Origin of the sequence: Paraglaciecola sp. MB-3u-78 (assembly GCF_002835935.1) — a bacterium.
In the GTDB taxonomy this organism is placed as follows: Bacteria; Pseudomonadota; Gammaproteobacteria; order Enterobacterales; family Alteromonadaceae; genus Paraglaciecola.
Genome location: NZ_PJCF01000002.1, coordinates 330775 through 344379, shown reverse-complemented (window position 1 = coordinate 344379; position 13605 = coordinate 330775). Strand labels below are relative to the sequence as shown.

Annotated in this window: 13 protein-coding genes and 1 pseudogene; all 14 read right to left on the bottom strand. The window is 43.8% G+C overall.

The annotated features are described in order from the left end of the window. Positions 1-12: 12 nt before the first annotated feature. Positions 13-723: a tyrosine recombinase XerC gene (xerC, locus tag CXF95_RS03325; RefSeq protein ID WP_157828053.1), complete on the bottom strand. Its 711-nt coding sequence runs from the start codon at positions 721-723 to the stop codon at positions 13-15. 377 nt (positions 724-1100) lie between these two features. After that, a complete protein-coding gene (locus tag CXF95_RS03320; protein WP_101197371.1) occupies positions 1101-1415 on the bottom strand; it encodes a hypothetical protein in 315 nt (104 codons plus the stop codon). Between the two features lie 398 nt (positions 1416-1813). Continuing rightward, positions 1814-2682 (bottom strand): annotated as a pseudogene (locus CXF95_RS03315) (MmgE/PrpD family protein); the annotation flags it as partial. A gap of 192 nt (positions 2683-2874) precedes the next feature. Next, a complete protein-coding gene (locus CXF95_RS03310) occupies positions 2875-3333 on the bottom strand; it encodes a hypothetical protein (protein WP_101197370.1) in 459 nt (152 codons plus the stop codon). A 252-nt stretch (positions 3334-3585) separates the two neighbouring features. Further along, a complete protein-coding gene (locus CXF95_RS03305) occupies positions 3586-4641 on the bottom strand; it encodes an IS4 family transposase (RefSeq protein ID WP_369809274.1) in 1056 nt (351 codons plus the stop codon). Next, positions 4632-5102 (bottom strand): hypothetical protein, encoded by a 471-nt coding sequence (locus CXF95_RS31330; protein WP_369809273.1) that lies wholly within the window; start codon positions 5100-5102, stop codon positions 4632-4634. The genes CXF95_RS03305 and CXF95_RS31330 overlap by 10 nt, the downstream gene beginning before the upstream one ends. Next, complete coding sequence (locus CXF95_RS03300; RefSeq protein ID WP_198556450.1) at positions 5026-6618, bottom strand: IS66 family transposase; 1593 nt, start codon at positions 6616-6618, stop codon at positions 5026-5028. Before CXF95_RS03300 ends, CXF95_RS31330 begins: the two co-directional genes overlap by 77 nt. A gap of 35 nt (positions 6619-6653) precedes the next feature. Then, positions 6654-7019 (bottom strand): IS66 family insertion sequence element accessory protein TnpB, encoded by a 366-nt coding sequence (tnpB, locus tag CXF95_RS03295; protein ID WP_101197177.1) that lies wholly within the window; start codon positions 7017-7019, stop codon positions 6654-6656. After that, positions 7016-7339 (bottom strand): hypothetical protein, encoded by a 324-nt coding sequence (locus tag CXF95_RS30315; RefSeq protein ID WP_232787551.1) that lies wholly within the window; start codon positions 7337-7339, stop codon positions 7016-7018. Before CXF95_RS30315 ends, tnpB begins: the two co-directional genes overlap by 4 nt. An 817-nt stretch (positions 7340-8156) precedes the next feature. Then, positions 8157-8816 (bottom strand): endonuclease III, encoded by a 660-nt coding sequence (nth, locus tag CXF95_RS03285; protein WP_101197369.1) that lies wholly within the window; start codon positions 8814-8816, stop codon positions 8157-8159. A gap of 65 nt (positions 8817-8881) precedes the next feature. Next, on the bottom strand, positions 8882-9580 hold the full coding sequence (locus tag CXF95_RS03280; protein ID WP_101197368.1) for an electron transport complex subunit E: 699 nt from the start codon (positions 9578-9580) through the stop codon (positions 8882-8884). Further along, positions 9573-10313 (bottom strand): electron transport complex subunit RsxG, encoded by a 741-nt coding sequence (rsxG, locus tag CXF95_RS03275; RefSeq protein WP_101197367.1) that lies wholly within the window; start codon positions 10311-10313, stop codon positions 9573-9575. The genes CXF95_RS03280 and rsxG overlap by 8 nt, the downstream gene beginning before the upstream one ends. Continuing rightward, a complete protein-coding gene (gene rsxD, locus CXF95_RS03270; RefSeq protein ID WP_101197366.1) occupies positions 10310-11404 on the bottom strand; it encodes an electron transport complex subunit RsxD in 1095 nt (364 codons plus the stop codon). The genes rsxG and rsxD overlap by 4 nt, the downstream gene beginning before the upstream one ends. Then, positions 11401-13599 carry an electron transport complex subunit RsxC gene (gene rsxC / locus CXF95_RS03265; RefSeq protein WP_101197365.1) on the bottom strand — a complete coding sequence of 733 codons (2199 nt, stop codon included), beginning with the start codon at positions 13597-13599 and terminating at the stop codon, positions 11401-11403. Before rsxC ends, rsxD begins: the two co-directional genes overlap by 4 nt. Positions 13600-13605 lie beyond the last annotated feature (6 nt).

Genomic DNA, 13605 nt, shown 5'->3' with positions numbered 1-13605 from the left:
GCTTTTTGCAGATCATGTAAATGGACGAGTCAGACAGGCCACTGCCCTGATTGATATTGCCGCCAAAGAGTTGACCCGTGGCAGGGGGTTTGCCCCGGCGGATGGCACAAAAAAGCGGGCCCAGCCATTCGCCCCATATGTGAACCCAATCAAGTAAGCAGTCGACGACTTCGGGCTTACGGGTATTGAGCGCTGTTTATCGCCTTTACCGATGACATTGATGACGTCTTGCCCAAAATCAACATCCCGTAACCCCAGCTCAGCACATTCCAATCGGCGCAGTCCCGCCCCGAGTAACAAGGCCAATATGGCTTTATCTCGCACGCCGGCCTTACTGTTATCGCCGCATGCCACAATGGCTTTGCCCACATCCGCGATGGGTAGCGCTTCACCCGCCGGTAAGCGTGTGCCATGAGGTTTTTTAATGACTTTAATTCGTAAGTCTTGGTCTTCTGACACCAGCTTGGCCAACCAGGCTTCTTCCATCACACCCTTGATGGCCGATAAATACAGCGAGCGCGTCGCCGGTGATGTGTTATTACTTTCCAGCAAGCGCAGCAGGCCCTGAACGTGGTGGCGCTGAAGCTCCGTCCAGTCAAGCTCGTCCATGTAGTCATACCCCAGTAGTTTGACAATGGCGTCCAGGGCACGCTCCATGGTGTTGGCGGAATTGGCGCTGAGGAGGTTAAGGTATAAATGGGCCGGATTGCGTTTATCAAACACCCGAACCCGATTTTGCTCACGGCGCGTAAGACGGTCGTTTGGTGCTGTGGGGATGAGGGTAGAGACCGATCCACGGGATAAGGCAGGATGGGTAGACACGTTGTGGTTTTTTAGTCGGGTGAATTTAGCCTACGGGATAGGATCATAACTGTAAATGTGAATTTACGTTAACTATAATTGTGAGCATGGCAGGAAGGATACAATTTTTTGACCTCCATATAATTCAGGATAGCTTTACAGGTGGCGCCAAATTTAAGAAGCGTTCACGGCTTAGATAGATGATGACGGAGTATGGATGCCAATATCAGATTGAGATAAGAATAAAATAGCCTGCGGGGCAGGCTATTCTCCTATTTTTACGTATAGGATTATGACTTTTAGGCTTTATGTGTAAGGTATGCATGAACCTCGGACGCCTTACGTTGCTTAGAAAACTCAACCAAGTCTATGCCATTACACTTCATGCCATCTATTGATAAAAGTTTTTGCAACACGTCTTTGCGGCTGCTTGCAACCAGACCTACTTTGTTGGTGACACTGCGCTTAAGCATTTTCACGTCGTCGGTCACTACTGCTTTACAGAAACTGGAATATTCCTGGTCTCCGGCAAAACGATAGGCGTCCTTAGATTTCATATGCGCACTGGCTGTAAAAGCCGATAATGCGAGTGTTACTAGAAGTACTTTTTTCATTGCTATTCTCCAAAATTAATATTGCTCACTTTGAGCATTGCGGGCTAATTCCCGCAGTTAATTTAAGACTGAATAGCACTTCATGTCTGTGGTTTTATTGTTTTAACTTGGTAAAAAAGATGTAAAACAGTCAGTTACAGATTTGTGACTGGTTTATACCATTGAAAGATATAGGGATTTTAAATCTATATATAACCAAAATAATGCAAATAGTGTAATTAAATTACTAAAAAAGCTAAGTTAATGCTTAATATTTTGCCTATCTCGTAACTAAATTACTAATAAACACTTGGATTTAACATATTTTCAGCCAAAAACGACTTCAGTGACTGCTTATCTACTCTGTTTTACCTCAAATTGTGGTCTCATAATCAGTCAATAAACTAAAATTACCCAAACTTATAGTGTTCACATTTTTGATCCCCGAACGCCAACGCAACAGCAATCATGTATTGCAAACAATGGTCGCGGTCCGCAGGATTAGCCAGCGTACCCGTTTTTGAAATAATACGAATTGCAGACTCGTGAGTACGGACCACTATCTTCTCGATATTTTCTAAACGAGTTTTGACCTGAGGATACAAAATAACCGATGCCTCTGCAGCAGTTTGTGCATGAAACTCGGCTGGAAAAGAAATCTTAAACAAGATGTTTTCCATCACATAAGAGCCTTAGTCTTGAGAAAACGAAAACTGACGTTGAATCTCTGGTTTAAGGGTTTGGTCCTTGTTTGTTTTAGAGAAAGATACATCATAAAACCCCCATTGCTCTGCGGTTAATGCGCTTGGTATGCCCATTTCACCGCGCATTGACATGTCAGCCAAACGTACTGCTCTTGAGGTCGCGTCGCTGGCTGCCCAAGATTTACGAGAGCCCGCGTTGGGTGCGTGACGATAAGTACGCAGAGCAGAGCCATCGACCCATGCTTGAGATACTGCCGCCATTATTTGCTCTCTATCGCCGCCCATCATTTTGGTGATAACCGCCGTTGATGCAACGCGTACTAATAATACGTGGCACAAACCCACTCGATTGAATGAGTTTTCTATAGCGATCACGCCTTGAATTTCATGTGCCATGACCATGGTCTCAAGTACTTCTCGCATAATAAGAGGTTGTTCGCCTCTTGATAATCTAACCAACGAATAATACAACCAATGTCCCACTCGGCTTTTACTGGGTCTAGCGTCAGCGATGTTCCTGGCACTCGGGCGCCATTCGGTACAACCGTACCCTGTACTATAGGGCCAAGGTGTTGTGTGGTTTCAGCTTTCATACATCCTTAGCCTAGGCCTTCTGGCGGCGCAGCCACAATAATTTACAGGACAACCGCGTTAAAGCAGATAAAACCGTTAGTTTCAGTTGTTAATTATCGTAGCGGATGATGTGGGCGCTCTCGTAATGTTTGTTATTTTCGTTAAATATAAACTAGGCGCTTACACAGAATCGTTTGCAGTCTCTATTTATTGTTATCTGTAGCAATCTGATTAAGAATGTTGGGAACAAATCGTTCACTAAAACCAGCAATAAATCCCCACACGATTAGCTTTGCAAAGTCCACTGGTAGCTTTGGTTTCCATTTATCCAGATAGTCCGTGTAAGATTGGCACCCACCAACATCAGTGCATGCGAATTCAGGGAAAAGTCCCCCTGAAATAATTTCCCCCGCAAACATAGTAAATAGAATTGCTGCACCGATAGCCCCAATTAGTGGCGGTATTAAAGAGTAAGCAATGAGGTAAATGTTAGCCTTCTTCAACAAATGAGTGTATTTACCCCGTGGGAAAACGTCTTTTGATGCATATATTCTGTTTAAGGCACTAACAAAACTACCCAAAATTCCAGCCATAACCACTAAAATTTCAGGATGATCTGAAATAATGTTTTCTATGAAATAGTTTTTATTTTGAATTATCAAGATATATATGTGCGCGGTATTGTCGACTTGTCAAATGTAATTGGTATATACATCCCATAAAATATCTGTGCTTAGTTAAAACATAGTTAAATTAAGAAGTGATAATCAGTTGCGTATTTTGGTGGGGCCGCCAGTCAATAAATCTTCATCTGGTAAAGAGCATGGTACAGACTTGGTAACACATCATTGAAATAAATGGGGATCTGATCCGAATGGCACTAACTTAAGCCATTAAGCATTGATAAATATAGCTTATTTCATCTTTTTTGGATGACCATTATTCATGACTGTTTGTCTCGCTTCTGCTCTGGGTATCATCAATAATGGATAGGCCTTTGGCCTACGTTTGACTGCTCGGGGTTCGATCCTTCCAGCCCTATTACCTACTTGTCGACTGGCGAGCAACGCCAACATCTCCTCGTCTATGACTTTGTCTAGCAGAGCATATGTATTCCAAACCTGCACCGCATGTTTAAAGCTGAGTTGGCGTGGTAATAAGCCATAATTGCATGCAGCTTGTGACATCAATAGCCGGATTAAATTATTAGCCAGGAAATACGTCCATATTTCTTTTCGACACATTTCAGGTGTCTTGCAGCTCAGAATATTCATACCCAAGGTGGTTTTAATATTTCTAAAATTAACTTCAACGTGCCAGCTTTTCTGATAAAGGGCTGCAAGCGCTTTTTTAGGGTAATCCGTCGCTGACAACATCGTGGTAATGATGGTCTTTTGTCCTACTTTGAGCTCTCGGATGGTGATGTTGTCTGGGGCGTTTTTATATGCTTTTTGTGTCATCCAATCCGGCTTTATTTTCGATTTAGGAATATCAATTAAGTGGTCTTTTTTACCTAAAGCGATGCCTTTACCAAAGTCAGTTATGCGTTTACGCGAGCCATGTTGTTCAAAGAGTACATCAACGCCTCTTTTTATCATTTCAACCAATAAAAAGTAGGTACCAAAAAAAGCATCACCAACCACTATGCTGCCTGTTTGAAAGGTATCTAACACCTGACGCAATAAACTCTGCTCATCAGAGCCTTTTCCTTTAAATGGCCCGACTGCAGCATTAAGAATAACGCCAGTATGTAGACAACTGACGGCAAGCAGCCTGCAAATGGGAAAGCCTAACCCAGCTTTTTGTGCGCCTTGTTGAGGGAAGGCTATTTGACTACTTTTCGTGTCGGCCATCGTCAGCGATGTACCATCAATAAGGCTAACGCTACGCCCAAACCATCGCCACTGCTGGGGTACTGCTCTATGAATCAACTCTCCTGTTTTGTTAACCAGTTGGGTTATCAGAGGCAAAGATAACCTTTTTGAGCTTTACAGTAGGCCGCTGTGTTTGCACTGGTACTGTTCACGGATTGTGTTTGAATGAGCATGTCGTTAACGGCTTTACTGCACGATCTATCTTCATTTAAGGTTTGTGCGAGAAACATAGACAGTGTTTTAGTCGGTGTATAAATTCGCTCTCGATGGTTATTGGGTAGGTTGTTTTCAATCGTTAAGGCTAGCTCATCGTGAGAGAGTAAGGCTAAAAAATTGGCTGCATGAGTATTATTGGCTAAATGATGGATCTTCTTCTGTTGGGAATGGTGAATATGGGAGATAATGGGTAAGCGCTTAATAAACCGACGTACTTTCCAAGTATAAATATCCTTGTCATAATCTAACAGTTCACAGTAAGCGCTATTGAACGTGCGGGGGTAGCCAACTGGGTTTTGAATTTTTGAAATTCCATGGCAGGAGGTCTTCGATCTTTTCAACCGTGTCAGCATAGGGTAACGCCTTGAACACGGCATTGAGATAAGCGTAAGGTTCAAGCTCATGAATTTTGGCTGACTCAATCAGGCTATAATGGATTGCACTGGCATTAGCGCCTGCTGGGGTATCGGCAAATAACCAGGCGCGCCTACCAACAGCAAAGGGACGAATGGCATTTTCAGCCAGAATATTGCTGAGCCTCAGCCGACCATCCGTACTGTAAACCATTAGCTTTTCCCACTGATTATGTAAATAGGTCATCGCCTTGCCCGTCAATCCTCCTTTGTCGACTCTGGGGCGATTGAGCTCCAGCCATGTTTTCAGCTCGCTGAGTATGGGCACACTTCTTTGTTGCCTGGCCTGATAAATTTCATCCGCGCTTAGCAATTTGATTTGACGCTCTACCACGTACAACTTATTGATAAGGCTCAGTGCCATATCCGCTTTGGTTACCTTGCCTTTCATTGCCCTGGGTTGCCCATCTTTGGCTTCACGGAATTTTCGTCGTGCATGATCCCAGCAACCCACCGAGATTAACTGATTTTGTCTGCATACCTCGTTATAACTGGCACAGCCATCGGTTTGCAGGTAGCCATGGGTAAACCCATCAAGCAGGCGCAAGGGTACCTCCCTGCCACGGGAGGGATCGTATTCAAACAAGACACTTCGTTGCTGCGGTAACCCGCCCAGGGTTACCCACATCCATTTATGTGAAGTGGGCGAACGATCTGGCTCTTTCAATACTTGAATGCGGGTTTCATCCGCACAAATCAGTGGGCCCGAATGTTGATGCTCCCTGAGTAGGTTAATTAAAGGTTGGGCTTGTTTCGACAGGGCAATCACCCAGTTGGCCAGTGTGGCCCTTGATATTTCACCGCCATAACGTTTGATGATGTTTTCAAGTCGATAAAGCGGCATGCCATCGGCGTATTTTGAAATAATGATATAGGTCATCAGGTTGACGCTCCCCATGGCCTTGGGGACAGGATGTTTGATAAGCTGGGCGGCTTTCACCGTGCGGCCATCATCTTGTGTTTTGAAGGTCGCTTTTTCCTGCATGTATTCCAATACACGTACCTGAGCGGGAATGATATCCAGCTCTTCCCTGACTTTGACAAAGAAGGTGTCAATGGCACCCACTTTTTCTTCATCACTCAAATAAGCGAACACCTGAAGGCGGGGCAATTTGTCGGACAGTGGCTTGCGACCGGTTTTGGCCTTTGGCTCGTTGCCTGTAGGTAAAGGTGAGTCGACAGGCTCAGGCTCAGCCACCGCTTCTACTTCATTAAACAGGTGACCTTGCTGTGGTGGTGTTTGCTCAGAGCTGGCGCCAAAACGTTTTGAGTTGGCCAACCGCAAGTACTCTTCAAGCATCGCTATTCGTTTCTTTTGCTCGGCAATGACATCCGTTTTCTGTTCGATGACATCGTCTTTTTCAGACAGCAATGCGGTCATCTGGCTCATCGCATCCAGATGTAATTTTGCTTTATTTTCAGTGTCTTGCGGCGCTAATTTCATGCCGTAAAGTATACCAAATTAGCGCATTGATTACCTTAAAAAACGGCCTCATAATGCAACTTTTTATGACCTTTCATGGCACTGATATCATAGCCATCAAGCAGCCAATTAATTTGCTGCCCGGTCAGTGTTATCACCTTATCATCACGCTTTGGCCACTTGAACTTTTCCTCTGACAGGCTTTTGTAATACAACACAAAACCATTATCTTCCCAGAACAGACACTTGATTTTATTACGCCGTTTATTGGTGAATGCATAAAGGTGACCGGCAAAGGGGTCGTGCCCCAACTCACATTCAATGATGGCAGATAATCCCAAGTGTGCCTTGCGAAAATCAATCGGCTGTTGGTAAAGAAAAACCTGAGTGAGCTCCACACCTGGACGCATCACTTTGCTCACGACAACAACTCGGCTAATTGTTTAACCACTGACACGTTACTTGCCGTGATACCTATCAGACGAACACCATTGGTAAAGTGCAATGAGAGTGGATCATGATGTTGCGGCTCAGGTAATCGCTGCACACTGACAAAACCGGAGGGTTTGTGGTTAATGGGTACCAGTGCGGTTGAGTATTTGCGTTTGTGGTAGCTGAAGTTGTGTGGACACAGGTCGTGATCTCGACAATAGGCAGCTTGGGTTAAACCTGAGTCACGCCACTGAGTCACATGCTCACGCCACAGCGGAGCTTCCTGCTTTAAATTTGATGTTGCGGTCACTTTGTTTTCCTCATACGTTTGTAATGAGGAAATTATGCAGCAGATTGCCCGTCGGAATAAGGACGTAGGTTTATTAAGCGCTTACGATAATGGACATGAAGGCAGAGTACTTTTGTAGTTGTTTTTGTGGTGAAAATATTTTACAACGGTTTATGCCTTTTTGGGCATTGCCTTTCACTTTAACTTTCTGTTATTAAAGAATTATTTCCTTAAGTTAGTGCCATTCGGGTCGTAATCAATTTAAATAGTGGTTGTCCCGCCAATCTGTGGGATTTTCAAAGAAGATATAAATTGATATCGGTTACCTCAGTTATTAGGCGATTTTTGACTTTAACCAAGATTACTCAACGGCCCTTATAGGTGATGAACTAACGGTCGCGATTGATTCAACCGTATGTCTGCATCACGCTCTAAGGGGACTAAATTTATCTAAACTGCTACGACGGCTAACTACTAAAAGCACCAGTGCAGATGAATGTTGTTGAACGACTGCAAATGGCACAGGCTGTGTAAAAACTCCAATTTATGGATTTTCGTCTTTAACTTTGACTTAAAACCTTCTCTACAATGAATATTGATGGTGATTTGCGGTTAATCCTTTGTTTCATTGACACAGCAACGCATTGTCAACGGCGGAAAATTAGTTATTACACAGTCTGGGAACAAAGCGCCAATTGCCTAAATAGCAGTAACTGTCCGCTTTATCAGTTGTTGATACGGTCGGCAGACCTTAATCGTATGACTGCAACTCGCTTCTTACTGACAATCAGGACTTAAGAACTCAGAGTGGTGTTGAGACAACTACTTTGAACGCTTTTTATTCGGTTTTATCTTTGTAATCACACAAGTCTTCAATAATGCACGAACCACATCTAGGCTTTCTGGCAATACATGTATACCTGCCATGTAATATCAACCAATGATGCAGGTCATACATAAATTCAGTTTTGTTGGGGGTGTTTTTAATGATGGCTTGTTCGGTTTCTTCGACCGTTTTACCTTTGGCGTAGCCTGAACGATTAGCGACTCTTTGAATGTGTGTGTCGACCGCAATAAAGTATCTACCTTCATTATCTTTTAGCCAGCCAAAAGCCGTATTTAATACCACATTAGCTGTTTTTCGACCCACACCTGGTAAGGCTTCTAGTGCCTCTCTATTTTGGGGTACCATTGACTCATGTAGATTAATTAACATGCCACAGGTTTTAATCACATTTTCAGCTTTTGCATTAAACAAACCGATGGTCTTGATATAGGTTTTTAATCCATCCACACCTAAGGCATAAATAGCTTGTGGTGTGTTAGCAACAGGATAAAGTTTGTCTGTGGCTTTGTTGACTCCCACATCGGTAGATTGTGCCGATAAGATTACCGCAATTAATAGCTCAAAAGGACTCGAGTAATTAAGCTCTGTAGTGGGTTGAGGGTTAGCATCACGCAAGCGAGTTAACATTTCCAAACGTTTGTGTTTATTCATTGATTATCGATTTATACTCTAAAAAAGCTCGTAGCTCGTAGCTCGTATCGCGCGGCGACCGGCTTTCAGCTTTCAGTCGTGACTCGTGCTCGTTGCACCACTTTTTCTTCAGACTTTGCGGCAAACAAGCGTTCCATATGGCTATCTAATATGTTTTTAAGGGCGATTAACAGGCCCATACATAAAAAAGCACCTGGGGGTAAAATCGCTAATAAAAACGGGGTGTCGGTTTCAAACACCGTGATTTTTAAGACGGTTGCCCAATCACCTAATAATAAATTGGCACCGTCAAACAAGGTGCCATACCCTAATAACTCTCGCATGGCGCCTAATAACACTAATACGACAGTAAACCCTAGCCCCATCATTAAACCGTCGAAAGCTGACTTACCAACCGTATTTTTAGAAGCATAGGCTTCAGCCCGTCCGATAATGGCGCAATTCGTGACTATCAGTGGAATAAAAATACCTAAGGCTTGATACAGTGTAAACGTATAGGCATTCATCAATAGCTGCACTATGGTGACAAATGCAGCGATGATCATCACAAAGATTGGGATCCGAATTTCACTTGGCACCCAATTGCGGATTATTGACACTGTGGTATTCGAACCAATCAATACTAGGGTGGTGGCAAGGCCTAAACCCAATCCATTGGTAACGGTGGCGGTTACGGCAAGTAAAGGGCACAAACCTAATAGCTGTACCAATGCAGGGTTGTTTTTCCACAACCCTTGCCAGCTTAACTCTTTAAACTCATTCATGAATTTGGCTCACTTTTTTAACTACGGCGTTTTTAGCAACGTCAGCAACGGCGATTTCATCGATATTATCCATGGGATTTTGTGGAGCACAGCCATTAGCAGCCTTAAAAATGGCATCTTGATTCCCTAAGTAATATTCAACACTTAACTTAACCGCGCTGACGACTGCCCTAGGGGTAATTGTGGCACCAGTAAACTGATCAAACTGGCCACCGTCTTTTTTGACTGCCCAATTTGTGGCGATATCAGCACTATAAATTTGATTATCGAAGTCCAACACCCAATTACTAATACGCAAATCAATTTTGTCACCTAAGCCAGGTGTCTCTTTGTGAGCCAGAACTCTAGCACCTGTTACTGTGGCCGAACCTGCTTGTGAACTGGTTATGCCCACCACTAATTGGATTTTCCCGCTATAACCGTCAGGCGCAGTCGTTTCGATTGCCACCGCAACAGCTTGCCCTTGTTTAGTGGCACGATAGATATGCTGTGGCTGATGCGAGCCTAACAATTCAGCTGAAGTGACCAAGGCGCAGTCTAACTGGATAGTATTGTCATAACTATTTTCATCAATGACCGCATTAAGAATGGATAATAATTTTTGTTGTTGCTGCAAAGCAATCTGATCTTTAGTACCAAAGTAGGTCAGCGCAATCAGTCCCGTTGTGATTATGGCAAAAATCGCCAATATCAGGCCATTTTTAGTCATAGTATGCGGCATACTTTTTGTCATGACTTAGCCTTGTCTATGGGTTTTTGTTTGTTTGACGTATGACCATATGTCCGTGGACGGGTATAATAATCGATTAAAGGCACCGCCATATTCATTATCAAAACGGCAAAAGCGACGGCGTCAGGATAGCCCCCCCATTCTCTGATGAGATAAACCCAGACACCAATTGCCGCGCCAAAAATTATTCTACCTTTATTGGTGGTCGATGCAGATACGGGATCGGTAGCAATAAAAAAGGCTCCGATAATGATACTTCCGTTGAACAGATGGAATAGGCTGGATGGGTATAAATCACTGTCTACTAACGACATTATTAACGCGCAGACGAACAACCCTGTCATCATGCTAACGGGTATATGCCAATTAATGACTTTTTGTTTAAGTAAATATAGGCCGCCAAGTAGATAACTAAGGCTTATCCAACTTGATGCCACACCCAATCCAGAAATGACACTATCAAAAATGGGAAATTCAATGGTTTCTGAGAAGGTAAGTCCTTGAGCCATTCCCGTTTTGACTGTGTCTAGCCCCGTGGCCATAGTCACGCCATCGATGCCTGTTTTGAGTTGCGCAAGGCTAAAACCCTCAACACTGAAACCCGTAAAGACTGCGTACAGTGCATCCATGAAGTTATGACTATATTGGGCAAGGTTGACCGGTGGTAGCCATTGGGTCATTTGTACAGGAAAAGAAACCAACAGCATGACATAACCCGCCATCGCCGGATTAAATACATTAAACCCCAAACCTCCATACAATTGTTTAACTATGCCAATGGCGAAAAATGTACCAATCACAATCACCCACCAAGGGGCGAAAGGTGGAATGCTCACTGCCAATAACATCGCAGCTAAAACCGCACTATAATCTTTTAATGCACGCTCAAAATCTCGTTTCCGCAACTCTAAAATGACGGCTTCGGTGACAATTGCAGTTATGATTGCAAGAACAATCTGGATGATAGTACCCCAACCAAAAAACCAGGTTTGCATTAAGATCCCCGGAACCAATGCGAGAATGACTAAGCGCATCACCTGACCGGTATCACGGCGAATATGCTGATGCGGAGAGCTGGCTAATCTAAATCTCATGAGGGTTTATCTTCTTTGCTGGTCGCTGCTATTTCAGCTGCTTTTTTGGCCTTGGCTTTAGCCACTGCCGCAGCAATTCTGCGTTTTTTCATGTCTATCTGTTGTTCTTCTGTTTTGGCTAGCTCAACTGAAATCTTAGTTTGAGGGCTATTCACCTTCGCTGCTGGCGCTGGATTTGACGCGGTATCACTGTTTGAGATTTTTTGTGCTTCACGTTTAGCCTTCGCTTTCGCTACCGCAGCGGCTATTTTGGCTTGTTTACTGTCAGCTTTGTTCGGCTCTTGATGTTGCTGGGAAACATCAGCTGTGGGGCGACTATCAGTGACGTCAGCTTGAGTATTCACCTTGGCTTGTGGAGATTGCTCTGAAACTAATTTCACATCATTATCTTGTTGTTTTACGTCAGGCTTATTTTCTATTAGGTCACCAGCGTCGACTTTCTCTTTTAGCTCAGTTTCGGTGACTGCTTCTTCAGCCGCTGCCTTTTTGGCTTTTGCTCTAGCGATAGCAGCTTGCACTCTTTGATTTGAACTGGCTGCTTTTGTGGAAACATCTGATGCTTCAGTTTTCGCTTCTTGCTCTGATTGATTAGCAGGGGCTACTTTAGTTGGCGCTATTGGCTGTTCATCCACTATGCTGGCGTTTTGTTTTTTTGCTTTAGCTCTAGCTAATGCGGCTGCAATCTTGTCTTTGGCGTTATTGCCATTGCTTGCCATGGCTTGTTTTCTGGCCTCAGCAGCCAAACGATGTTTTTCGTCTCTTGTCTGTTGTTCGGCTATTAACCTAGCCTCGCGCTTTTCAAAGCGCTCTCTCGCCTTATCTGACTTTTGTTTATCTTCTTGTTCTACTCTTATTTCTGATTTTGCGATGCGGTAATAGTGAACTAAAGGTATTTCACTGGGGCAAACGTACGCACAAGCACCACATTCAATACAATCAAATAAATTGTAATCTTGAGCTTTATCTAATTCTTTGGCTTTTGAATGCCAAAACAATTGTTGTGGCAACAAACTAGCGGGGCAGACATCTGCGCATGCACTACAGCGAATGCAGGGCTGTTCGTTATTACCCGCGATTTCATTGTCAGTAGGTGCCAAAATACAGTTGGTGGTTTTTACCACAGGCACCAAGTCGCTTGTCACACTAAAGCCCATCATTGGACCTCCCATAATAATATTGGGCTGTTTCTGTCCTGCTTGCTTATATTTACAATGCGCCAATAGGTGGGCAACAGGGCTGCCAATCAGCGCCCAGATATTGCCGGGGCTTTCTACTGCCTCACCGGTGACAGTTACCACGCGTTCGATAAGTGGTTTGCCAGCAAAAATCGCATCTGCTATGGCAAAACAAGTGCCCACATTATGCATAATTACGCCGACATCCACGGGTAATCCCTGTGCAGGTACTTCTCTGTTGGTTAACACTTGGATAAGTTGCTTTTCGCCGCCAGCAGGATACTTAGTCGGTACACTACAAATACGATAATTGGGGTTTTCTCGACATGCTACTTGCAAGGCTTCGATGGCTTCAGGTTTGTTGTTTTCTATACCAATCAATACATGTTTGGGCTTGAGTAAATGGCACAAAACATCGATTCCTTGACGGATTTGCCAAGCATGTTCGCGCATTAAACGGTCGTCAGAGGTAATATAAGGCTCACATTCAATACCGTTGATAATCAAAAACTCGACATCTTTTTTAGGTGACGACTTAATATGAGTTGGAAAACCAGCACCACCCATGCCACTGATACCGGCATCACAAATGGCTGCTAACACTTGCATTTTTGGTTTGTTTTGATAATCAATCAAGGGGCACAGCTTAGTCCATTTGTCTTGTTGATCACTGGTTATTTCAACCGTCAGCTCTGGCAAACCAGATGGGTGAGCTGACACATGTTTATGGATTGCTGCTATTTCTCCTGATGTGGGAGCATGAATGGGTACGGCAAATGGGTTCATGCTTTTGGTCAATGCTTGCCCTTTAAGCACCTTTTGACCTACATCAACAATTATTTGACCTTCCACCCCTATATGTTGTTTAACTGTCACATATAGGCGTTCAGGGATGGGTGATTTCTCTATTGGGGTTTGATTAGACAGTGTTTTACGTTCAGCAGGAAATACGCCTCCGGGGAAGTCCCACAATTCGTGGTTGTCTAGTTTCTCAATAATGTCGTCAAAACTATTTTGCATAATTCC

Coding starts and splice junctions, on each gene's coding strand:
- rsxC (WP_101197365.1), bottom strand. CDS start 13,599: ATGCAAAATAGTTTTGACGACATTATTGAGAAACTAGACAACCACGAA.
- nth (WP_101197369.1), bottom strand. CDS start 8,816: ATGAATAAACACAAACGTTTGGAAATGTTAACTCGCTTGCGTGATGCT.
- rsxD (WP_101197366.1), bottom strand. CDS start 11,404: ATGAGATTTAGATTAGCCAGCTCTCCGCATCAGCATATTCGCCGTGAT.
- rsxG (WP_101197367.1), bottom strand. CDS start 10,313: ATGACAAAAAGTATGCCGCATACTATGACTAAAAATGGCCTGATATTG.
- CXF95_RS03320 (WP_101197371.1), bottom strand. CDS start 1,415: ATGAAAAAAGTACTTCTAGTAACACTCGCATTATCGGCTTTTACAGCC.
- CXF95_RS03280 (WP_101197368.1), bottom strand. CDS start 9,580: ATGAATGAGTTTAAAGAGTTAAGCTGGCAAGGGTTGTGGAAAAACAAC.
- CXF95_RS03300 (WP_198556450.1), bottom strand. CDS start 6,618: ATGAAATTAGCGCCGCAAGACACTGAAAATAAAGCAAAATTACATCTG.